At 73.6% G+C, this 21,636-nt stretch carries 21 protein-coding genes; 10 read left to right on the top strand and 11 right to left on the bottom strand.

Annotated elements, in window-relative coordinates:
* Nucleotides 1-4: 4 nt before the first annotated feature.
* The gene (locus SAM23877_RS32625) at nucleotides 5-271 is read right to left on the bottom strand and encodes a hypothetical protein (RefSeq protein ID WP_063483927.1); all 267 of its coding nucleotides are present in this window, start codon (nucleotides 269-271) and stop codon (nucleotides 5-7) included.
* Nucleotides 272-432: 161 nt separating this feature from the next.
* Here SAM23877_RS32625 and SAM23877_RS32620 point away from each other — a divergent pair, with 161 nt between their 5' ends.
* Nucleotides 433-798, top strand: coding sequence for an STAS domain-containing protein (locus SAM23877_RS32620; protein WP_053141055.1), 366 nt, complete (start codon nucleotides 433-435; stop codon nucleotides 796-798).
* A 12-nt stretch (nucleotides 799-810) separates the two neighbouring features.
* On the opposite strand, the gene SAM23877_RS32615 is transcribed toward SAM23877_RS32620, so the two are convergent.
* A complete protein-coding gene (locus SAM23877_RS32615; protein WP_053141053.1) occupies nucleotides 811-1,239 on the bottom strand; it encodes an ATP-binding protein in 429 nt (142 codons plus the stop codon).
* 247 nt (nucleotides 1,240-1,486) lie between these two features.
* Nucleotides 1,487-2,827 carry a glycoside hydrolase family 10 protein gene (locus tag SAM23877_RS32610; protein WP_053141051.1) on the bottom strand — a complete coding sequence of 447 codons (1,341 nt, stop codon included), beginning with the start codon at nucleotides 2,825-2,827 and terminating at the stop codon, nucleotides 1,487-1,489.
* Nucleotides 2,828-3,049: 222 nt separating this feature from the next.
* On the opposite strand from SAM23877_RS32610, the gene SAM23877_RS32605 reads away from it, so the two are divergent.
* The 3 genes from SAM23877_RS32605 (at nucleotide 3,050) to SAM23877_RS32595 (ending at nucleotide 9,401) form a co-directional block, all read left to right on the top strand.
* Nucleotides 3,050-5,599 carry a SpoIIE family protein phosphatase gene (locus SAM23877_RS32605; protein ID WP_053141049.1) on the top strand — a complete coding sequence of 850 codons (2,550 nt, stop codon included), beginning with the start codon at nucleotides 3,050-3,052 and terminating at the stop codon, nucleotides 5,597-5,599.
* 88 nt (nucleotides 5,600-5,687) lie between these two features.
* Nucleotides 5,688-8,438, top strand: a complete 2,751-nt coding sequence (locus tag SAM23877_RS32600) for a SpoIIE family protein phosphatase (protein ID WP_174532269.1) — start codon at nucleotides 5,688-5,690, stop codon at nucleotides 8,436-8,438.
* A gap of 120 nt (nucleotides 8,439-8,558) precedes the next feature.
* On the top strand, nucleotides 8,559-9,401 hold the full coding sequence (locus SAM23877_RS32595) for a chitosanase (protein WP_053141045.1): 843 nt from the start codon (nucleotides 8,559-8,561) through the stop codon (nucleotides 9,399-9,401).
* 98 nt (nucleotides 9,402-9,499) lie between these two features.
* Here SAM23877_RS32595 and SAM23877_RS38210 read toward each other — a convergent pair whose 3' ends face one another.
* Nucleotides 9,500-9,673 carry a CsbD family protein gene (locus tag SAM23877_RS38210; protein WP_064731228.1) on the bottom strand — a complete coding sequence of 58 codons (174 nt, stop codon included), beginning with the start codon at nucleotides 9,671-9,673 and terminating at the stop codon, nucleotides 9,500-9,502.
* 154 nt (nucleotides 9,674-9,827) lie between these two features.
* Between SAM23877_RS38210 and SAM23877_RS40385 the strand changes: the two genes are divergently transcribed.
* A complete protein-coding gene (locus SAM23877_RS40385; protein WP_104633223.1) occupies nucleotides 9,828-9,974 on the top strand; it encodes a hypothetical protein in 147 nt (48 codons plus the stop codon).
* Nucleotides 9,975-10,005: 31 nt separating this feature from the next.
* On the opposite strand, the gene SAM23877_RS32590 is transcribed toward SAM23877_RS40385, so the two are convergent.
* Nucleotides 10,006-11,514, bottom strand: coding sequence for an MFS transporter (locus tag SAM23877_RS32590; RefSeq protein WP_053141043.1), 1,509 nt, complete (start codon nucleotides 11,512-11,514; stop codon nucleotides 10,006-10,008).
* A gap of 179 nt (nucleotides 11,515-11,693) precedes the next feature.
* Here SAM23877_RS32590 and SAM23877_RS32585 point away from each other — a divergent pair, with 179 nt between their 5' ends.
* Nucleotides 11,694-13,058 (top strand): FAD-dependent oxidoreductase, encoded by a 1,365-nt coding sequence (locus SAM23877_RS32585; RefSeq protein WP_053141040.1) that lies wholly within the window; start codon nucleotides 11,694-11,696, stop codon nucleotides 13,056-13,058.
* Nucleotides 13,059-13,163: 105 nt separating this feature from the next.
* On the opposite strand, the gene SAM23877_RS32580 is transcribed toward SAM23877_RS32585, so the two are convergent.
* The 4 genes from SAM23877_RS32580 to SAM23877_RS32565 all read right to left on the bottom strand — a co-directional run bounded on the left by SAM23877_RS32580 (nucleotide 13,164) and on the right by SAM23877_RS32565 (nucleotide 15,433).
* Nucleotides 13,164-13,538 carry a roadblock/LC7 domain-containing protein gene (locus SAM23877_RS32580; RefSeq protein ID WP_053141038.1) on the bottom strand — a complete coding sequence of 125 codons (375 nt, stop codon included), beginning with the start codon at nucleotides 13,536-13,538 and terminating at the stop codon, nucleotides 13,164-13,166.
* Nucleotides 13,539-13,674: 136 nt separating this feature from the next.
* Nucleotides 13,675-14,199, bottom strand: coding sequence for a roadblock/LC7 domain-containing protein (locus SAM23877_RS32575; protein ID WP_053141036.1), 525 nt, complete (start codon nucleotides 14,197-14,199; stop codon nucleotides 13,675-13,677).
* A 38-nt stretch (nucleotides 14,200-14,237) separates the two neighbouring features.
* Nucleotides 14,238-15,023: a hypothetical protein gene (locus tag SAM23877_RS32570; RefSeq protein WP_053141033.1), complete on the bottom strand. Its 786-nt coding sequence runs from the start codon at nucleotides 15,021-15,023 to the stop codon at nucleotides 14,238-14,240.
* Nucleotides 15,020-15,433, bottom strand: coding sequence for a hypothetical protein (locus SAM23877_RS32565; protein WP_053141031.1), 414 nt, complete (start codon nucleotides 15,431-15,433; stop codon nucleotides 15,020-15,022). The genes SAM23877_RS32570 and SAM23877_RS32565 overlap by 4 nt, the downstream gene beginning before the upstream one ends.
* 339 nt (nucleotides 15,434-15,772) lie before the next feature.
* Here SAM23877_RS32565 and SAM23877_RS32560 point away from each other — a divergent pair, with 339 nt between their 5' ends.
* Nucleotides 15,773-16,843 (top strand): YihY/virulence factor BrkB family protein, encoded by a 1,071-nt coding sequence (locus SAM23877_RS32560; RefSeq protein WP_053141029.1) that lies wholly within the window; start codon nucleotides 15,773-15,775, stop codon nucleotides 16,841-16,843.
* Nucleotides 16,844-16,893: 50 nt separating this feature from the next.
* Here SAM23877_RS32560 and SAM23877_RS32555 read toward each other — a convergent pair whose 3' ends face one another.
* A complete protein-coding gene (locus SAM23877_RS32555; protein WP_053141026.1) occupies nucleotides 16,894-17,688 on the bottom strand; it encodes an SDR family NAD(P)-dependent oxidoreductase in 795 nt (264 codons plus the stop codon).
* A 281-nt stretch (nucleotides 17,689-17,969) separates the two neighbouring features.
* Between SAM23877_RS32555 and SAM23877_RS32550 the strand changes: the two genes are divergently transcribed.
* The gene (locus SAM23877_RS32550) at nucleotides 17,970-19,124 is read left to right on the top strand and encodes a hypothetical protein (RefSeq protein ID WP_079030572.1); all 1,155 of its coding nucleotides are present in this window, start codon (nucleotides 17,970-17,972) and stop codon (nucleotides 19,122-19,124) included.
* A 140-nt stretch (nucleotides 19,125-19,264) separates the two neighbouring features.
* On the opposite strand, the gene SAM23877_RS32545 is transcribed toward SAM23877_RS32550, so the two are convergent.
* A complete protein-coding gene (locus SAM23877_RS32545) occupies nucleotides 19,265-19,945 on the bottom strand; it encodes a maleylpyruvate isomerase N-terminal domain-containing protein (RefSeq protein WP_053141022.1) in 681 nt (226 codons plus the stop codon).
* A 127-nt stretch (nucleotides 19,946-20,072) separates the two neighbouring features.
* On the opposite strand from SAM23877_RS32545, the gene SAM23877_RS32540 reads away from it, so the two are divergent.
* Nucleotides 20,073-20,636, top strand: a complete 564-nt coding sequence (locus SAM23877_RS32540; RefSeq protein ID WP_053141020.1) for a (2Fe-2S)-binding protein — start codon at nucleotides 20,073-20,075, stop codon at nucleotides 20,634-20,636.
* Nucleotides 20,633-21,625: an FAD binding domain-containing protein gene (locus SAM23877_RS32535; RefSeq protein ID WP_053141018.1), complete on the top strand. Its 993-nt coding sequence runs from the start codon at nucleotides 20,633-20,635 to the stop codon at nucleotides 21,623-21,625. Before SAM23877_RS32540 ends, SAM23877_RS32535 begins: the two co-directional genes overlap by 4 nt.
* Nucleotides 21,626-21,636 lie beyond the last annotated feature (11 nt).

The raw sequence follows: 21,636 nt of genomic DNA, 5'->3' as shown, positions 1-21,636 counted from the left end.
CTGGTCAGCCGTCCTGGACGGCCTTGCGGACCTTCGCCTCGATCTTGTGCCGGGACTGACCCTCCTCCTTGACGTACTCCGTCATCGCGGTCTGCGCGTCCCGGTCCAGGTCGCGCCAGGCCCGTACGGCGGTCTCGTAGGTGTGCGACTGCCGCGCGGTCCACTGATGCTGCGTGGGAGGCCCGTACGAGTCCCGCAGTTCCTCGACCCGGTGCTGTGCCAGGTCCGCCGCGCGACGCTTGTGCACGAGCTCCTCGAAAGTGTGAGCCACCACACCTCGACGGTAGTCAGAGGAGCGCTGTCGCGCGCGTCGAGCCCGTTCCGTCCGCCCCGGGCGGTGTTCGGTCCGCACAAGCGGCACACGCGGACCCCTGGGGGCCTTAACATCAAGCCACCGAGGACGGCCGGGCATATGCGAGAGGTGAGGGAAGCGTGGCGGACATCGAGGGAGCGGCAGTACCGGAGCGGCTGCTGATCACCCGTACCACCACGGGCGACGGTGTCGGCATCGTCGTCCTCGCCGGTGAGGTCGATCTCGACGGCAGCAGTCAGCTCCGCGACGTCCTGCTGTCCTGTGTGCAGTCGGCGCCGGGCACGGTGGTCGACTTCGGCGAGGTGGGCTTCCTGGACTCCAGCGGGATCAACGTGCTCATCACCGCCCACCGGGCCGCGGAGGCCCGTGGCGTCTGGTTCCGGATCGCCGCGCCGCAGCACGCGGTGGAGCGGGTGCTGCAGCTCGTGGGAGTCGACACGCTCATCGGCTGCTTCCCGACCGTCGAGCAGGCCCTGGCCGCCTGAGGCGGGCGGGCGTCAGCGCAGCGGCAGGCGCGCGTACACCGTCTTGCCCGTCGCGTGGGGCTTCGTGATGACCTCGTCGCACAGCCGCGTCACGATCTCCAGACCGTGCCGGCCCACCCGCAGGGGGTCGCGCGGCAGGAACGTGGGAAAGCCCTCCCCCGTGTCCGACACCGCGATCTCCACGCTCTCGTCCACCAGGGTCAGCTCCAGTCGGCAGGGGCCGGGAGCGTGCCGGAGCGCGTTGGTCACCAGCTCGCTGGCGACCAGGCGGGCGGCGTCCAGGAAGGTGTCGGCCGGTTCGACGCCCTGCTCGGCGAGTCTCGCGACGAAGCCGTGCACGACGTCGCGGGAGGCCGGGATCATCGCCGAACCGCCCCTGAACTCCACCACCGTGGACACGACCGAGGCGTCCGCGGCATCGGGTCTGCGCGCCGGAGTCATACAGAGCCTCACCGTCCGGTCCGGGGCCGAGTAGGGGGAAGCGCGGGCCCCGGCCCTTCACGATACGCACCGGGACGGTCTCCACGATCCCTTTGCCCCAACTTCCGCCGGACGCGCCGTCTTTCGGACAGGCGCGGACCGAGTGCGCCGCAAGGAGCGCCCACCCGGTCGACGACGGGCACGCACGACCAGGCGCACCGGTCCGCCGAGCCCTCGCCGGGGTCCGGGGGCCGGCGCGCGGGACGGATCAGGAGGCGGTGCAGGCTCCGACCACGGGCACGGCGTCGCTGCCGTTCTTCGCCACGGTGAAGCCGAAGCTGGTCGACGCCCCCGCCGCCAGGGTGCCGTTCCAACTCGGCCGGGCCGTCATGACGTTGCCGCCACCCGCCCAGGCGGTCGTGGCGTTCCAGGCGGCCTGGACCTGCTGCGGGGAGGTGAAGGTGACGGTCGTCGTCCAGGAGCCGATCGGCTCGCTGCCCGCGGTGATGGTGACCTGGCCGTTGTAGCCGCTGTTCCAGTCCGCGGTCCGGGAGTACGTGGCGGTGCAGGACGCCGTGCCGTTGCCCGGGTCGCCGCCGCCGTCACCGCCGAGCGCGGTCAGGACGGCGTCGTAGGCGGGCTTCTCGTCGTAGTCGCCGTCGAACAGCAGCGGGGTGCCGCCGCTGCGCCACGAGTACTTGTCGGTGACGCCCCAGACGGTGATGCCGGTGCAGCGGTCCACGGCGAGGCAGGCCTCGACCACGTCGGCGTAGCTGTCGGCCTGTGCCGTGCCGGAGCCCTCGATGTCGAGTTCCGTGATCTGCACGTCGACGCCGAGGTCGGCGAAGCGCTGGAGGTTGGCCCGGAAGTCGGAGGGGACCGGGGACGCGCTGTTGAAGTGGCCCTGGAAGCCCACGCAGTCGATGGGCACTCCGCGGGACTTGAAGTCCTTGACCATGGTGTAGACGGCGGTGCTCTTCGCGTTGACGCCGTCGGTGTTGTAGTCGTTGTAGCAGAGCTTGGCGGCCGGGTCGGCGGCACGGGCGGTGCGGAACGCCTCCTCGATGAATCCGTCGCCCAGCTTGTCCTGGAAGGGCGAGCTGCGCCGGGCGCCGCTGCCGCCGTCCTGGAACGCCTCGTTGACGACGTCCCAGCTGTGGATCCGGCCCTTGTAGCGGCCCATCACGCCGTTGATGTGGCCGTTCATGGCGGTGCGCAGCTCGGCCGCGCCGAGGCCGCCCACCCAGGAGGGCAGTTGGGAGTGCCAGACCAGGGTGTGGCCGCGCACGTCCATGCCCTGGCTCCGCGCGTGGTTCACGACCTGGTCGGCGGCCGTGAAGGTGAAGGTGCCGCGACTGGGCTCGGTGGCGTCCCACTTCATCTCGTTCTCGGGCGTCGCCGAGTTGAACTCGCGGTTCAGCGTGGCGGCGTAGTCGGCCTCGCCGAGGTGGTTCGCCGCGACGGCGGTGCCGAAGTACCGGCCCTGGCCGGCCGCCGCCGACCCGAGCGTGTCGGCGGCTTCGGCGGTGTGGGCCGCGGCCGTGAGCGCCGCGGCGGCGACCAGGCCCGCGGTGGCCGCTCTCGACAGACGTAACAGAGTCATGCGCATGTCATCCCGTTTCCTGAATCGGTGTGCGGAGCCGTTCGTAAATGGAGCCGTTCGAAACTTTCGCTTCTCTTTCCGAATGTCGCGGTGGAGGTTACGGACTCCGGACCGCGCGGTCAACGCCGTCGCGGTCACCCGTGCGGCCCGACCGCGTGCGCCACCCCCGCGCCGTGGCGCATCCTGGCTGTGTCGCCCGCGTGACGGCGCACGGACGAGGTGGGGCCGATGAGTGCAGGCGCCGAGGACGCAGACCGGATGCCCGCGAGGCTGACGGAGCTGCTCATCGACGCCTCCGCACAGGCGATCAGCGCGACCTCGGGCCACGCGGGCGGGGTCTATCTCCGCTCCCGCACGCCCGGACTGCTGCGACTGGCCGTCCTCGCCGGACTGCCGGGGCCGCTGTTCCGGCCCTGGTGGCGGCTGCACGCCGACAGCCCGTTCCCCGTGGCCGACGCCTTCCGGCTGGGCGTGCGGGTGGTGCTGCCCAACGCCACCGAGGCGATGCGCCGCTATCCGCAGTTCGCGGCCGGCCTGCCCTTCCCCTTCGGGTCCCTGTACGTGCCCGTCACCGGCGCGGCACGGACCTACGGTGTCCTGACCGTCCTGCGCCCCACCGCCTCGGACACCGCCGAGGTGGTGGAGGGCGTGGACCGGATGGAAGGGCTGGCACGGGAGCTCGGCGCGGCGCTGGAGCGGCTGGACGACGACCGCGGCGCGCCGCCGGTCGTCTGGGACGACGAACCCCTGTGCGTCCGCCCGCCCGCCTCCGTACGGCGCCCGCAGCGCGCCGGAAGCTTCACCTGGGACCCGGCCACCGGCGCCGCCGTCCTCGACGAGCCGCTGCGCGCCCTGCTCGGCCTGGCGCGGCCCGGCGAGGGACCCGGGACGCTCCACGCGCTCACCCGCGCCCTCGCGCCCGACGACGGGCACCGGATCGCCGCGGCACTGCGTCAGACGGCCGGCGGCCTGCCGCCCCCGCTCCCGCTGCACGTGCGGACCGCGGACGGTGCGCCGCTCCTGGTGGAACTGTGGCGACCGCAGGGCGCGCCGGCCGTCGGCGGGGCGGTGCGCGGCACCGTACGCGATCCGTCCTCCGGCACCGTGGCCGACGCCGCGGCCGACCTGCTGCCGGACGGCGTGCTGTGCATGGACCGCCTGGGCACCGTCGTCTACGCCAACCGGCGCGCCGCCGAGCTGCTGGGCCGGCCGCGGGCGCGGCTGCACGGCCACTCCCTGTGGGAGGCCCTGCCCTGGCTGGACCAGGCCGCGTACGAGGACCACCTGCGCGGTGCCCTGCTCTCCGCCGAGCCGGTCCGCTTCCACGTCAGGCGCCCGCCCGACGGCAGCCGCCGGTCCACGCCCCAGCCCTACGAGGGGGACTGGCTCGCCGTCTCGGTGCATCCCGGGCCGGACCTCCTGACCGTCGCGCTCCGCCCGGCCAACCGCGTCGCCGACGCGACCGCCGGCCCCCCACCCGCGCCCGGCGCACCGGAGGCGGTGCCGCACGCCGACGCCCCCGCGCCGGCGCTCGCCGCCGGCACCGCTCCCGTGTACCGCCCCATCGTGCTGGCCGTGGCACTGACCGAGGCGGTCACCGCGCGCCAGGTCTCCGCCGTGGTCGTGAGGGAACTGCTGCCGGCGTTCGGCGGCCGCCGGCTCGCCATCTACCTGCTCCAGGAACGGCACCTCCACCTGGCGTGGGAGACGGGCTTCCCGCCCGGGTTCCTCGCCCCCTTCGAAGGGGTGGCGCTGGACGCCCGGCTGCCCGGGGTGGAGACGCTGACCAGCGGACGGCCGCTCTTCTTCGACTCGATGCAGGCGCTGGCCACCGCGTACCCGGGCATCCCGCTGGACGCCACGGAGGGCGCCCGCGCCTTCCTCCCGCTGATCGCCTCCGGGCGCCCGGTCGGCTCCTGCATCCTGGGTTTCGACCGCGCCCGCAGCTTCGGCACCGAGGAGCGCACGGTGCTCACCGCCCTCGCCGGCGTGATCGCCCAGGCGATGGAGCGGGCCCGGCGCTACGAGTCGGAGACCGCGCTGGCCCGGGGGCTGCAGCGGGCGCTCCTGCCCCGACGGCTGCCGGCGCACCCCCTGCTGGAGACCGCGGGACGCTACCTGCCCGGGACCCAGGGCATGGACGTGGGCGGGGACTGGTACGACGTCGTCGCCTCGGGGGACGGCATGGCGCTGGTCATCGGCGACGTGCAGGGACACGGCGTGCAGGCGGCGGCCACCATGGGGCAACTGCGCAGCGCCGTGCGCGCCTTCGCCCTGGGCGACCGCCCGCCCGACGAGGTGCTGAGCGGCGTCAACCATCTGCTGACCGACCTGGACCCGGGTCTCTTCGCGAGCTGCTGCTACCTCCGGCTGGACCCGGCCACCGGACGGGTCCGCGCGGCCCGCGCGGGGCACCCGCCGCCCCTGCTGCGCCACCCGGACGGACGCACCGAGGCCCTGGACCTGCCCGGCGGGGTGGTGCTCGGCGTGGATCCCGGCGCCCGGTACCCGCTCACGGAGTTCCAGGCCGAGCCCGGCGCCGTGCTCGCCCTCTACACGGACGGGCTGGTGGAACGGCCCGGCACCGACATCGACGAGGGCATCACCGCCCTCGGGCGGGCGCTGGCCAGGACCGGCGCGCCGGGCTCGCGACCGGGGAGCCGCTCACTGGCGGGCATCGCCGACCGGCTCATCGTCACCGCCCGCCACACCACGGACCGACCCGACGACATCGCCCTGCTGCTCGCCACCCGCCGCCGCCCCGGCGACCACCGGTGAGCACGGCTCCCGGCCCCGGTCCCGCGGCCCGCCCCGTCCCAGGGGGTGCCCCTCGCCTCCTCGGGCCCGGCAGTGTAGACATGGGCACATGGTCCGACTGATGGGTCGATCGGGAGAGCGGTCACCCCGTCGTCCCAGCGGTCCGCTCGCCCGGTACCGGCGAGACGCGGACCGGCCGCGACGGGGAGAGGACAGGGGACGGCGGCGTGCCGCGGCCCTGCGCTCGGCCCTGTCCGGACGCAGTGTCGCCGCCCAGGTCTTCGCCATGAACGTGGTCATCGTGCTGCTGCTCGTGGTCGCCGCGGCCGTGGCGCTGGTGCTCCAGGGACGGCACGACAGCGAGGTGGAGGCCCGCAACCGGTCGGTCTCCGTCGCCGCGACGTTCGCGAACTCCCCCGGTGTCCCCGAGGCGCTGCGCGCCCCCGACCCCACCGCGATCCTCCAGCCGCGGGCGGAGGCCACGCGCGAGGCGACGGGCGTGGACTTCGTCGTCGTCATGAACACCGACGGGATCCGCTACACCCACCCCAGACCCGACCGGATCGGCAAGCAGTTCGTGGGAGACATCGCCCCCGCGCTGGCCGGGGAGACGGTGACCGAGGAGATAGAAGGGACCATCGGCCCGCTGGTGCAGGCGGTGGTCCCCGTCAAGGCGGCCGACGGCACGGTCGTGGGCCTCGTATCGGCCGGTATCACGACGGAGAACGTGGGCGGCGTCGCCGACCGGCAGCTGCCGCTGGTGCTGACCGCCGCGGCCGCCGGCCTCGCGCTGGCCACCGGCGGCACGGCGCTCGTCAGCCGGCGTCTGCTGCGGCAGACGCACGGCCTGGGACCGCACGAGATGACCCGGATGTACGAACACCACGACGCGGTCCTGCACAGCGTCCGGGAAGGCGTGCTCATCGTCGGCGGGGAGGGGCAGCTGCTGCTCGCCAACGACGAGGCACAGCGCCTGCTCGACCTGCCGCCCGACGCCGAGGGCCGGCACGTCCTCCGCCTCGGTCTCCCGGACGACACGGCCGAGCTGCTGGCCTCCGGACGCGTCGCCACCGACGAGGTCCACCTGGTCAAGGACCGGTTGCTGGCGGTCAACCAGCGGCCCACGGACGTACGGGGCGGCCCGGCCGGCAGTGTCGCCACCCTCCGCGACTCCACCGAGCTGCGGGCCCTGTCCGGCCGGGCCGACACCGCCCGGGAACGCCTGGACATCCTGTACGCCGCCGGCGTGGCCATCGGCACCAGTCTCGACGTGGGACGGACCGCCGAGGAACTGGCGGAGCTGGCCGTGCCCCGGTTCGCGGACTACGTGAGCGTGGACCTGTTCGACACCGTGCTGGCGGGCGGTCAGCCGGAGGGCGTGACCCCGCTGCGCCGCACCGCGCTCAGCGGCGTCCGCGAGGAGGTCCCGCTCTATCCGGTGGGCCGGCAGCTCCGGTTCGTGGCGTCGTCCCCGCAGGGCCGGTCGCTGGACACCGGGCGGCCCGTCCTGGAGCCCCGCCTCGGCGAGGCCGCGGGCTGGCAGGCCCAGGACCTCGAACGCTCCGCGCAGGTCGTGGAGTACGGCGTCCACTCGCTGATCACCGTGCCGCTGCGCGCGGGGTCCCTGATGCTCGGGGTGGTCAGCTTCTGGCGTTCGGAGAAGGCCGAGCCGTTCGACGAGGACGAGCTGGCCCTCGCCGAGGAACTGGTCGCACGCGCCGCGGTCTCCATCGACAACGCGCGCCGCTACACGCGCGAGCACAGCATGGCGGTGACCCTCCAGCGCAGCCTGCTGCCCCGCAGGATGCCCGACCAGAACGCCCTGGACGTCGCCTACCGGTACCTGCCCGCGCAGGCGGGGGTCGGCGGGGACTGGTTCGACGTGCTGCCGCTGTCGGGCGCCCGCGTCGCGCTGGTGGTCGGCGACGTGGTCGGCCACGGGCTGCACGCCGCGGCCACCATGGGGCGGCTGCGCACGGCGGTGCACAACTTCGCCTCCCTCGACCTGCCGCCCGACGAGCTGCTCGGTCTGCTGGACGAGCTGGTCAACCGCATCGACCAGGACGAGGCGGCCGACGACAGCAGCGCCCCGGTCACCGGCGCGACCTGCCTCTACGCGATCTACGACCCGGTCTCCAGCACCTGCGTGATGGCCCGGGCGGGTCATCCGCCGCCCGCCCTGATCCGGCCCGACGGCGGCGTCGAGTTCCCCGAGGTGCCCGCCGGTCCACCGCTGGGCCTGGGCGGCCTCCCCTTCGAGACGACCGAACTGCGCCTGGCGGAGGGCAGCCGGCTGGTGCTCTACACCGACGGGCTGGTCGAGGACCGAGAGCACGACATCGACGTCGGTCTCGAGCACCTGCGGCAGGCGCTGGAGACGGCCGGCGAGTCGCCCGAGGAGACCTGCCGGACCGTCCTCGACGCCCGGCTCCCCGACCGGCCGGGCGACGACATCGCCCTGCTGGTCGCCCGCACCCGCGCGCTCGGTCCCGACCGGGTCGCCGAGTGGCAGGTCCCGAACGACCCGGCGGCGGTCGGCGAGGTGCGGGCCGAGGTCACGCGTCGGCTGGCCGACTGGGGGCTGGACGAGCTGGCGTTCACGACGGAGCTGATCCTCAGCGAGCTGGTCACCAACGCGATCCGGTACGGCGGCGAGACCGTGCAGGTCAGGGTCTTGCACGACCGCAGCCTGATCTGCGAGGTGTTCGACAGCAGCAGCACCTCGCCCCACCTCCGCTACGCGGCCATGACGGACGAGGGCGGACGCGGACTCTTCCTCGTCGCACAGCTCGCCGAACGCTGGGGCACGCGCTACACGCCGGCCGGAAAGGTCATCTGGGCCGAGCAGCCGGTGCCCTGACGGAACCGGGCGCGACCACGGTCCTCCGTACCGGTTTCACGCACGGCGGGTGCCCGGCACGCCGGCCGTCCGGTAGGTAACCTCCCTCCCAGTGCCCGGCGACTCCCCCCTGGAGGTTCCGTGAGGCACCCCTCCCCCGACCCGGCGCGCCCCGCGGGCACCAGGCGCCGTACCGTGCTCGCCATGGCAAACGCGTCACTGGCGGCAGTTCCCCTCCTGACTCCCCCGCGGGCCGCGGCGACCCCCGCGCGTGCGGCGGGGCTCGACGACCCGGCGAAGAAGGAGATCGCCATGCGACTGGTGTCGAGCGCCGAGAACTCCTCGCTCGACTGGAAGGCGCAGTACGGCTACATCGAGGACATCCGGGACGGGCGCGGCTACACCGCCGGCATCATCGGCTTCTGCTCCGGCACCGGTGACATGCTCGATCTGGTGGAGCTCTACACCGCCCGCAGCCCCGGCAACGTGCTCGCGCGCCATCTGCCGGCCCTGCGCGAGGTCGACGGCTCCGACTCGCACGAGGGGCTCGACCCCGGCTACCCCGGCGACTGGCAGCGGGCCGCCGGCGACCCGGAGTTCCGCCGGGCCCAGGACGACGAGCGCGACCGCGTCTACTTCGGCCCTGCCGTACGGCAGGCACAGGCGGACGGACTGCGCACGCTCGGGCAGTTCGCGTACTACGACGCCATCGTCATGCACGGCGGCGGCGGCGACCGGCTCGGCTTCGGCAGCATCCGTGACCGCGCCCTCGGACGGGCCCGGCCTCCGGCGGGGGGCGGCGACGAGGTCGCCTACCTGCACGCGTTCCTCGACGCCCGGGTGTGGGCCATGAAGCAGGAGGAGGCGCACAGCGACACCAGCAGGGTCGACACGGCACAGCGCGTCTTCCTGCGGGAGGGCAACCTGGACCTCGATCCGCCACTGGACTGGCAGGTGTACGGGGACAGCTACCACGTCGGCTGACCCACCCCACCGGTCCCGAACCGCGCCACGGCACGACGCGGGCCGCGGGACCGGCCGTGTGCCGGTCCCGCGGCCCGTGTGCCGCGTCGGTTCCGCTGTCAGTGCCGGAACGCGTCCTTGCCCTTCTCCTTGGCCTGCCGGGCGTCGCCCTTGGACTGCTCGGCGCGCCCCTCGGCCGTCATCCTCTCGTTGCCGACGGCCCGGCCGACCGTTTCCTTGGCCTTCCCCTTGGCCTGCTCCATCTTGGCCTTGGACTTCTGATTGCCGGCCACAGTGCTTCACCTCTCGGCGTTGGCTTGTGATGTCGTGCTCTGCGGGTCGCCCGGTTCGACGATGTCAAACCCGGGGACTTCCGCCCGGGTGTCCGGGCGACCGCGGGGTAGGCGGTCGGACAAGGCAGACCCGTCGTGAACTCGGAGGAACGTCATGGCCGGAGTACTGGACCGGATCAAGCGGTTCGCGCGCAGCCCGCAGGGCCGCCGTGCGACGGAGCAGGTGCGGCGGGCCGCCTCGGATCCGCGCCGCCGCGCGCAGGCCCAGGAGATGCTGCGCAGGTTCGGCAAGCGCCGCTGAGCCGGCCGGGCGTTTCCGCCGGAGGACCGTCTCAGCCCTGACCCGCGTGGGTGTGGCTGTGGGACGTCTCCGGCGGACAGCGTCCGGCACCGTCGGAGCGGTCCCGCCGCCAGTCGAGGACCGCGACGGTCAGGGCGCACAGCATGGCGGCGACCCCGGTCCCCACCGACAGGGCCACGGCGTCCTGGTAGTCGCCGTGCGTGGCGTTCAGTGTCAGGTAGAAGAGCCCGGGCAGCGCGGCGGTGCCGATGGCACCGCCGAGCCGCTGCCCCGTCTGCAGGGCTCCGCCGGCGGCGCCCGCCATGCGTACGGGGACCTCCCGGAGCGTCATCGTGATGTTCGGGGAGATCACACAACCGCTGCCGAGCCCTCCGACGAGCAGGGCCGGCGCGGCGAGCCAGACGGCACGGTCGGCGGGCGCGAGCCACAGCACGAGCGTGGTGACACCCAGGCCGGCCATCACGGCGACGAGCCCCCAGACGGTCAGCAGCCGCCCCAGGCGCTCCACGAGCCGCCCCGCCACGGCCGCGGCGATGGCGGAACCCACGGCGAACGGGGTCACCGCCAGGCCGGACCTGAGGGGCGAGAAGCCCAGTCCGTTCTGGAAGAAGAGCGCGAAGACGAGCCACACCCCGCTGAAACCCACGAAGTACAGGGCGGCCAGGCCCGCGCCGGTGACGTAGCCGCGGGCCTCGGTGAACAGCCCGGGATCCAGCAACGGCTCGCCGTCGCGGCGGGCGACGCGGCGCTCCCAGCGGGCGAAGGCGGCCAGCACGAGCAGCCCCGCGGGGAACAGCCACCACACCTTGCCCATGCCGCCTCCCTCGGCGAGCACCAGCGGCAGCATCACGGCCAGGATGCCGACGCCGAGGAGCGCGACCCCCACCGGGTCCAGCCGACCCCGGCCGCCGGGAGCCACCCGGGGCAGCAGACGGAGACCGAGCAGCAGCGCGAGCAAGCCGACCGGCACGTTCACGTAGAAGATCCACCGCCAGCCCCCGGGGCCGGCCAGCGCCAGGATCAGCCCGCCGACGACCGGTCCCACCGCACTGGACACACCCACGGTGGCGCCGAAGAACCCGAACGCACGCCCGCGCTCCGCGCCCTGGAACATCTGCTGGATGAGTGCCGAGTTCTGCGGGGCCAGGCTGCCCGCGGCGACCCCCTGGACGAGCCGGGCGACCACCAGCAGTTCGATACCGGGCGCGGCCCCCGCCGCGGCGCTGCAGGCCACGAAAGCGGCCAGCGCGACGAGGAAGACGCGGCGCCTGCCGAACGCGTCGCCGATCCGGCCGGCCGTGACCAGGGTCAGGGCGAACGCGAGGGCGTATCCGGACACCACCCATTGCACGGAGGCCGCCGAGGCGTGCAGTTCGCGCTGCATGGACGGCAGGGCGACGGCGACGATCGTCACGTCCAGCAGCGTCATGAAGCCGGCGACCAGCGTCACCCACAGGGCCCGCCACCGGTGGGGATCCGGGCGCTCGTCCGGACGGTGCACGGGGACTCCCCTCGCGAGGTGGGCGTGGGGCGGGATCATCGCGCCCCACGGCTGCGTCACCCGCCACAGCGGTTTCAAACACCCGCTACAAAGGAGGGCCATGAGGTCTCATAAGCCTGCCTTATGCCCTCATAGACCGGACCCGCGTACCGACTTAGGCTTGCCTTAGCTTAGGCTTCCCGGAGAGTCGATCTGTCGCCGCTCGAAGGGAACTGAACATGCCCCGCCCCCTGCGGGTAGCCATCGTCGGATCCGGTCCCGCCGGAATCTACGCCGCCGACGCCCTGCTCAAGTCCGAAGTGGCCGCCGACCCGGGCGTCTCCATCGACATCTTCGAGCGCATGCCCGCCCCGTTCGGCCTCATCCGGTACGGCGTCGCCCCCGACCACCCGCGGATCAAGGGCATCATCAACGCCCTGCACCAGGTGCTCGACAAGCCGCAGATCCGTCTCTTCGGCAACGTGGACTACCCCACCGACCTCAGCCTGGACGATCTGCGCACCTTCTACGACGGTGTGATCTTCGCCACGGGTGCCATCGCGGACCGGGCCCTGTCCGTCCCCGGCATCGACCTCGACGGGTCCTACGGTGCCGCCGACTTCGTCGCCTGGTACGACGGACACCCCGACTTCCCCCGCACCTGGCCGCTGGAGGCGGAGAAGGTCGCCGTCCTCGGCGTCGGCAACGTCGCCCTGGACATCGCGCGCGTCCTCGCCAAGACCGCGGACGAGCTGCTGCCCACCGAGATCCCGCCGAACGTCTACGAGGGCCTGAAGGCCAACAAGGCGATGGAGGTCCACGTCTTCGGCCGCCGCGGCCCGGCGCAGGCGAAGTTCTCCCCGATGGAGCTGCGGGAGCTGGACCACTCCCCGAACATCGAGGTCATCGTCGACCCCGAGGACATCGACTACGACGAGGGCTCGATCGCCACCCGGCGCGGCAACAAGCAGGCCGACATGGTCGCCAAGACGCTGGAGAACTGGGCGATCCGCGATGTCGGCGACCGGCCGCACAAGCTGTTCCTGCACTTCTTCGAGTCGCCCTCGGAGATCCTCGGCGAGGACGGCAAGGTCGTCGGTCTGCGCACCGAGCGCACCGCGCTGGACGGCACCGGCAACGTCAAGGGCACCGGCGAGTTCAAGGACTGGGACGTCCAGGCCGTCTACCGGGCCGTGGGCTACCTGTCCGACCAGCTCCCCAAGCTGCCCTGGGACATCGACTCGGGCACGGTCCCGGACGAGGGCGGCCGGGTGATCCAGGAGTCCGGCGAGCACCTGCAGTCGATGTACGTCACCGGCTGGATCCGGCGCGGCCCGATCGGTCTGATCGGCCACACCAAGGGCGACGCCAACGAGACGGTGGCCAACCTGCTGGACGACTACGCGAACGGCCGGCTGCAGACCCCCGCCTCGCCCGCCCCGGAGGCGATGGACGCCTTCCTCGCCGAGCGCAACGTCCGCTTCACCACCTGGGACGGCTGGTACAAGCTCGACGCCGCCGAGAAGGCACTGGGCGAACCGCAGGGGCGCGAGCGCGTGAAGCTCGTCGAGCGGGAGGACATGCTCCGCGAGAGCGGCGCCTGAGCCTCGCCGGTCCGCCGCCGGGCGGTGGACCGGCACACACGGGTGGGCAGGCGCGGGAGTAGTGTCCCGCCCCTGCCCACCCGTGTGAGAGCGGCCCGTCCGGGATCAGACGTCCAGTTCGCTCTCGATCCGGCGCAGCTGGTGGCGGGCCATGGCCAGGTTGGCGCGGCTCGCGTCGAGCACCAGGTAGAGGAACAGCCCGTTGCCGCCGCGGCCCTTGAGCAGCCGGATCATGTGGTACTGGGTGTTCAGGGTGATCAGGATGTCCTCGATCTCCTCCTTGAGGCCGAGGTGCTCCATGGTGCGCAGTTTGGACCGCACGACGTCGGTGTTGCCGGCGGCGGCGACCTCCAGGTTGAAGTCCTTGCCGCCCCCCAGCGTGCCGAGGGCCATCCCGCTGGTGTAGTCGACCAGCGCGGCGGCGGTCGCTCCGTCGATGGAGCTGAGGCATTCCTTGAGCGAGGTCTCCAGGTTGGCCATGCGTGGGTTCCTTTCCGGACGCGATCAGTACGCGGTGGTGGTTCGGTACGCGGTCGTCGGACCGGTACGCGGTGGTGGTTCGTTACGCGGTGGTTCGTTCGTTGCGCGGTGGTGGTTCCGTACGCGGTTCGTCGGTTCAGGTGGGCCGGCGGTGGCCGCCGGTCTGGGGGGTCGGTCGGTGTGTGGGCCGCTGGGGGGTGCGCACCGGCAGGGTGCCGATGGGGCGCTGGGCGTCGGCGGGGAGCGCCGCGACGTGTTCGGCGGACGGCGGACGGCCACGCTCGGGGCCGATGCGGGCCTCGACCAGCTCACCGATCCGGGCGCCGCTGCGCCGGCCCTCCAGATGCAGCCGCCCCACGTTGACGCGGCCGTCGGCGAGCAGGGTGAGTACGGCGGCCGGTCCGGCGGCGTAGGTGGCGACGTAGCCCTCGGCCCCGCGCAGCAGCAGTTCACGGAACCCGCCGCGCGCGGTGGCGTCGGCCATGCGGTGGGCGACGCCGAGGGCCGCGGCGGTGAGCGCGGCGAGCCCCTCGGGTTCGGTGCCCGGCGCGTCGTGGGCGAGGACGAGCCCGTCGACGGTGGCCGCGAGCGATCCGGTCAACTGGGGCACGCGGTTGCGCAGTCGGTGCAGTTCGTCCAGGACGTCGCTCTCGACGGCCATGAGCAGTCTCCTTTCGGCACGCTGACGACGCGCGCGGATCACAGGGCCTCCAGGGCGTCTCGAAGCCGTCGCAGCAGAGCCGTGTCGGGGTCGTCCCACACCACGCCGTTCGGCTCGGCGGCCGGCGCGCGGGGGGCGGGAGCGGACGGGGCGGCGGTGACGAGGCCGTCGGCGGCCAGGCGGCGCAGTTCGACGAGGGTGTGGTAGGTCCGGCAGGCGAGGGCGGAGGCGATCTCCGCGGCGGTGCGGACGCCGTCCACCTGCGTCAGGGTGCGGCCGCGCCGTACGGGCAGACCGGCGGCGCCGGCGTCGGGCACCCGGGTGAGGGGGACGGTGTCGATGGCGGGGTCCGGCCATATGCGGTCCAGCAGGGCGCGCCGGCGCTCGGACTCGCGCACGACGACGTCCACCGGGACCGACCGCACCGCGCCGAGCCAGTGCGCGGCACCGGGCCGGAAGCGGTGGGCGCGGGTGTCCTGGGCGAGGACGAAGTAGGCGGCGTCGAAGAGCGCGCCGAGGTGGCAGAGTTCCAGTGCACCGGCGGCGAGCCGGCCGCTGTCCACCAGGCGGTGCCCGACCCGGTGCTGCGTCCCGCCCCGGTCGACCGCCTCCCACCAGCCGTCGGCGGCCACGGCGCCGCTGCGGGTGAGCAGTGCTCCGAGGTCCGGGGTGAAGGCCGACTCCACGTGCACGACGCGGCCGGCCGACAGGTAGACGATGCCCCGCTCGCCGGAGAGGGCGCCGGTCGCTCCCTCGTCCGCGAGCGCGGTGAGGGCCGCCGACGTCGTCCCGTGCCTGGTCCAGGTGGTCGTGACCCTGGTCATCCGAGCACCAGCCGATCCGCGATCTCGGCCAGCCGGATGCGGGCCAGGGCCAGGTTCCCGTCGTTGCGGTCCAGCCACAGGTGGAGGAAGACGGTGCTGTCGAAGGGGGTGCTGACGAACCTGAGCAGGTGGTAGGCGTCGGCCGTGGTGGCGATCAGGTCCTCCACCGTCGGTTCCTTGCCGTCCCCGGCCGCCGGCGCGGCTCCGGGGGCGCCGCCCGCCGCCAGGGAGCCGCTCTCCGCGACGTGCCGGGCCAGTTCCGCGGTCTCCGCCGCCGTCGCCTCCCAGTCGCCGCCGGGTGCGTCGCCCACGGCACCCAGGGCGAGCCCGCTGATCCAGTCGACCAGCGACGCGCCCCGTGCGCCGGGCAGCCGCATGGCTTCCAGCAGACTCTCGTCGATTCCGGGCACGCCGGATCCCCTCCCCTGCACGGCAGTACCGCGAACGTGACGCCGAGACTACGGAAAGTGCACGCGTCCGGTGAGGGCTTTGGCATTTTCCAGAGGAACGTGCGCGCGCTGCGGGATACTGCCGATTTCGGCCGGGCGGGAACCGGCCGGGGCAGGGTAGGCGCGGGCGGGCCCGCCCCGACGCGGAGGGTGGGCGGGACCTGTCCGCCGGACCATGGTGGGGACGGCGCACCGTCCGGGGCCACGGGTGAGGGGCGCCGGTCCGGGTGGCGGCCGGGCACCCGGCACGCGTGCCGCGCACGGGGGCGTGGACACGCCGAGACGGGCAACCCGGGGCCCATGGCCCGACTGCATCTGCCCCATCGCGGCAAGCACCCGAAGGACGACTCGACGGACGCCGCACCGGACGGGACGGCGACCGAGGACTACGGTCCGGACGCCTCCACCGAGCGCGCCGCCCCGGACTCCCCCACCGAGTTGCCGAAGCGCTCGTGGTTCGCCCTGCTGCGGCGCGTGATCTCCGAGTTCAAGGACGACGAGCTGACCGACCGGGCCGCCGCCCTGACCTACTACGGCATCCTGTCGCTGTTCCCGGCTCTGCTCGTCCTGGTCTCCCTGCTCGGGATCGCCGGGCAGTCCGCCACGCAGGAGGTGCTGGACAACATCCAGAAGCTCGCGCCCGGCTCGGTGCGCGACATCATCACCAGCGCGGTCGAGCAGTTGCAGGCCAAGGCCGGTCTCGGCTCCGTCCTCGCGGTGGTGGGCCTAATCGGAGCCGTCTGGTCGGCCTCGGGGTACGTGGCCGCCTTCATCCGCTCGGCGAACGCCGTCTACGACGTCCCCGAGGGGCGCCCCGTCTGGAAGGTGCTGCCGCTGCGGGTGGCGCTCACCGTGGTGCTGCTGGTGCTCGCCGTGGTCAGTGCGCTCATCGTCGTGTTCACCGGCAGCCTGGCCCAGCAGGTCGGCACCGCGCTCGGCGTCGGCGACACCGCGATGACGGTGTGGTCGATCGCCAAGTGGCCCGTGCTCGTCGTCCTCGTCACGTTCATGATCGCGCTCCTGTACTGGGCCACGCCGAACGCCCGGGTCAAGGGCTTCAAGTGGATCTCGCCAGGCAGCGTGCTCGCCCTGCTGATCTGGCTCGTCGCCTCCGCCGGCTTCGCCTTCTACGTGGCCAACTTCGGCTCGTACAACAAGACGTACGGCACCCTGGCCGGTGTCATCATCTTCCTGGTGTGGCTGTGGGTGACGAACCTGGCCATCCTGCTCGGTCTGGAGTTCGACGCCGAGCTGGCCCGCCAGCGGGTGATCGACGGGGGCCATCCGCCCGAGGACGAGCCCTACGTCGAGCCGCGCGACACCCGTGCCTGGGACGAGGCGGACCGGCGGCGCGCGGAACCGGACGCATGACCCGCCGCCGGAACCGCGCTGTGCGGCGGGGCGGTTCCGGCTCCGTGCCGCTACGGCAGGATCGAGTCGATGTATCCCCCGTCGACCCGGACCGCCGCTCCGGTCGTGGCGGACGCCTGGGGTGAGCTCAGGTACACCACGAGGTGGGCGATCTCCTCGGGCTCGATCAGCCGCTGGATCAGCGACTGCGGACGGTGCTCACGCATGAAGACGCGCTGGGCCTCGTCCCAGGGCAGGTCGCGGTCGACCAGCTGGTACACGAAGTCCTCGACGCCCTCGGTGTGGGTGGGTCCGGCGATGACGCAGTTCACCGTGACGCCGCTGCCCGCCGCCTCCTTGGCGAAGCCCCGGCCCACCCCGAGCAGTGCCGTCTTGGAGACCCCGTAGTGGATCATCTCGGCCGGGACGACGACGGCCGAGTCGCTCGCGATGTACAGCACCCGGCCCCAGCCCCGTTCCCTCATCCGGGGGAGATGGGCACGCGTCAGCCTGACACCCGCGAGGACGTTGATCTCGAAGTAGCGGCGCCACTCGTCGTCGCTGATCTCCAGCGCGGGCACCGCGCCGAAGACGCCGAGGTTGTTCACGAGGATGTCGACGTCGGGCATGGTCTCCAGGGCCCGCTCGGCGCCCTCCTCGGTGCCCAGGTCGGCCGCGACCGGCACGAACGCGCCCTCCGGCACCTGCTCGCGCAGTTTCCCGACGCTCTCCTCCAGCCGCCCGGCGTCGCGCCCGTTGACGCCCACCGTGGCGCCCGCCCGGGCCAGTCCGGCGGCGATCGCCGCTCCGATGCCCTGCGAGGAGCCCGTGACCAGCGCGGTGCGTCCGCCGAGGTCCAGGTTCATCAGATCGCTCCTTCTCGTGCCGTACGGTCGGTCGCCGTGCTCCTTCCCACCCTCGCCCCTCACGCACCCCGCACCCCGTCGGCCACACCGCGCGCCGTGCCGCGGCCCGCCCGGTCGGCGGCCCCCCGGGTGCTCTCCGCTGACCTGCGGCGACGATACTGGCCTCGGGCCTGTCCGGCGGATCAGGTCGCGGACCGGCGACGGCACCCGAACCGCACCGCGGCCGCGGCATGATCCGCCGGACAGGTCACCAGTCCGTGCCCCTGCTCCCCGATGGACTCATGCCGACCTCTGCGACCGCCCGCCCCACGACTCCGCCCACGGTGTGGCCCGCTCGCGGCCGCCACGTCGGATCCGCGGCGGAGGACTCCGTCCGGCACACCCTGCAGCGGCTGAAGGACAGCCGCGTCATCGACGACTTCCTGGAACTGCCCGCGGACCAGCCCGGCGACGAGGTCACCGGTGACCGGATCTTCGAGGCCCGCTGGAAGGCCCCCGGGGCCGTCACCGTGCGGGCCAGACTGCTCCTGGCACCCGCCTCGGCCGGCGGGCAGGAGTGGACCCTCCTCGCCGAGGCCGAGGCGGCCTGGGACGACGCCTGGCCCTCGCCCGCCACCGTGTTCTGGCCCGACGACCCGGACGTCACCTGGGACCGCGACATCGCCACCGGCCTGCGGATGCGGGGCATCAACACCCTGCCGGACGACGACAAGGCCGTACGCCGGCTGCTCAAGGACGCCGGGCGCAGTCCGTGGAACATCCACGTCGTCGTGCACGAGGCGATGACCCCCGACCACCGGGGCCGGGTCCCGCTGGCGGACCGGCTGCCGCCGGGTCTGCGGCACCGAGTGGTCGAGCACCGCGCCGCCCCGCAGCAGTTGCGGGTGGTGAACTGGGCCCTGGAGGACTTCGGCGTCCAGGTACCGCGCGGTGGCGCCGTGGTCCTGCCCGGCACCCCGGCGCCGTCCGCCTACGAGGCCGAGGACTTCTCCGTCCGCTCCGTCTTCCTGGACGGCTCCGAGCCGACCGAGCTGATCGCGGCGGTGACGTCCTTCGCCGCGCTGCCGCGACCGCTGCCGGAGGGGGCCGAGGAGGCGCTCTCGGGGCTGCGGGAGGACTGGCGGCTGCTGACCATGGCGGAGGAACTGGAACGCGAACGCAGACTGGTGGCCATGTACGCCGAGGCGCTGGAGGCCATGACCCAGTCCCGGGACCTGTACCGGGAGGCGGCCGAGCGCGCGGCCGAGGCCCTGGCCGCGTACCGGGAGTCGGCCGGGTCCGCCCCCGCCGTGCCCTCGCCGTCGGAGAGGCCACGGACCTCCCCGCTGCGGGGACTCACCCAGACGCTGGAGCGGTTCAGGAGCCCCGGCCGGAAGCCGCACCCCGAGACCGACACCCAGCACCACACGCGGCCGACGGCCGACCGTGACGCCTGACGGACAGCGGTTGACGGATGACGCACGACGGCATCACCGCTGTCGGCCGGCGGGGGGACCGCCGGGGCCCGACGTCGACGGCATCGCCGTCGTCGCCCGGCGGACGGGCCGCCGGGGCCCCGGTGCGGCCGCGGCACCCGTCAGCTGAAGAGCGGGAGGCGGTCCGCGTCGGGCCCGAGGGCGTCCCGTTCGGTGTCCGTGAGCGGGACGCGGCCGGTGGCCGCGCGAGCGTAGTGCTCGTCGTCCCAGGCCAGCGGCACCGGGCGGCCCAGGAGACCGTCGAGGGTGGCGCGGACCGCCGTCAGCCCGGCCGTTGACGGTCCCGGCGCGGTGGGCAGCGCGACGGTCAGGTCGAGGTGGTGGACGGTCGCCTCGACACCCAGGGTCGTCATGAGGTCACCGGCGGTCAGGACGTGGCCCTGGGTGCTCACCCGGCGCCCGGGCTCCGTGGCCGCCGCGGCGGCCACGGTCGCCGCCGCCGTCTCCAGGTACTGCTCCCTCAGCTCACGGAAGTCGGGGAACATGCTCGCCGCGACCCGGTTCCAGCGCCGTCCGTGGGCCGCGCCGACGGGATCGGGCGTCCAGTCCCGCCAGTAGGTGACGGCGTCGCGGTCGGACGGTCCCGCCGCGGGGGTGTTCAGGGCCACCAGGGCGCGTTGGGCGTCCGCGAGGAGGTGGAACACCAGATCGCGGACCGCCCATCCGGTGCAGTCGGTCGGCAGCCACGACTCCTCCTCCCCGAGCGGGCCGACGACGGCCGCCAGGGCGTCGTAGGAGTCGCGCACGACGTGAGCCGGACGGTCCTTCGGTGTCGTGGTCATGGCATCACCCTAGGGCGATCCGGCAGCAAAGCGCCGCCGACTGAGGGCACCCTCACGTGTCAGCGGGCGCGACCTGGATACGCGGACGGCACAGCAGCACGGCCCGCCCCGGAAGGTCATCGACACCATGGACAGCCAGTACGAGGGCACCGCCCACGCCTCGCCACCGCAGTCGTCCCCATCGCAGGCCACGCTCCGCGTCAACGGCAAACCGCACACCCTCACCGTCGACCACCGCCGGGTCCTGCTGGACCTGCTGCGGGAGGATCTCGGGCTGGCGGGCGCCAAGAAGGGCTGCGACCACGGGCAGTGCGGCGCCTGCACGGTCCTCGTGGACGGGCGGCGCGTCAACAGCTGCCTGCTGCTCGCCGTCACCCTGGAGGGCTGCGAGATCACCACCGTCGAAGGCCTCGCCGGGGACGGGGAGGAGCTCCATCCGGTGCAGCGCGCCTTCCTGGAGCGCGACGCCTTCCAGTGCGGGTACTGCACACCGGGCCAGATCTGTTCGGCGGTCGGCGTGCTCGCCGAGGCCGCGGCCGGGCACCCCTCCCACGTCACCGATCCGCGGGCGCCCTCCGGAGAACCCGTCCCGCTGGACCGGGACGAGATCCGGGAGCGGCTGAGCGGCAACCTGTGCCGGTGCGGCGCGTATCCCCGCATCGCGGACGCGGTCGAGGACGTGATCCCGTGAAGCCCTTCGCCTACGTACGGGCCGGCAGCGTCGAGGAGGCCACCGACGCCTTCGCCGCCCATCCCGGCGCGCGCTACCTCGGCGGCGGCACCAACCTCGTCGATCTGATGAAGCTGGGCGTCGAGACGCCCGCCGCCCTCGTGGACGTCACCCGGCTGCCGCTGGACGCGGTGGAGGAACTGCCCGACGGCTCGCTGCGCGTCGGCGCGACGGTCCGCAACAGCGACCTCGCGGCCCACCCCGCCGTCCGCGACCGCTACCCCGCCCTCTCGCAGGCCCTGCTGGCGGGCGCCTCCGGACAGCTCCGCAACGCCGCCACCACGGGCGGCAACCTGCTCCAGCGCACCCGCTGCCCCTACTTCCAGGATCTGTCCAAGCCGTGCAACAAACGGGAGCCCGGCACGGGCTGCGGCGCGCTGGAGGGCGTGCACCGCGACCACGCGGTGCTCGGACACTCCGAGCAGTGCGTGGCCACGCACCCCTCGGACATGGCGGTGGCGCTCGCCGCCCTCGACGCACGCGTGGAGCTCCACGGCCCCGAGGGCGCACGGAGCGTGCCCGCCGCCGACTTCCACCGGTTGCCGGGCTCGCACCCGGAGCGGGACACCGAGATCCACCCCGGTGAGCTGATCACCGGCGTGGTCCTGCCGGCCGGTACCGCCGGGCTGCCCTCGGCGTACCGCAAGGCCCGCGACCGGGCGTCGTACGCCTTCGCGCTGGCCTCCGTCGCCGTCGTCCTGCACACGGCGGACGGGGTGGTGGACCGGGTCGGCATCGCCTTCGGGGCGCTGGCGCACCGGCCCTGGCGCGCCCGGCGGGCCGAGGACGCGCTGCTGGGCGCGGCGCCCACGACGGCGGCGTTCGAGCACGCCGTCGATCTGGAGCTGGCCGCCGCCGAGCCGCTGCGGGACAACGCCTACAAGGTGCCGCTGGCCCGCCGGCTCGCCCTGGACGTACTGGGCCGGCTCGCTCCGCCCGCCACGACCTGAACCCGGCGTCC

The sequence above is a fragment of the Streptomyces ambofaciens ATCC 23877 genome, assembly GCF_001267885.1.
In the GTDB taxonomy this organism is placed as follows: domain Bacteria; phylum Actinomycetota; class Actinomycetes; order Streptomycetales; family Streptomycetaceae; genus Streptomyces; species Streptomyces ambofaciens.
The sequence above is the reverse complement of the archived record's forward strand: the minus strand, read 5'-3'. Positions and strand labels throughout refer to the sequence as shown.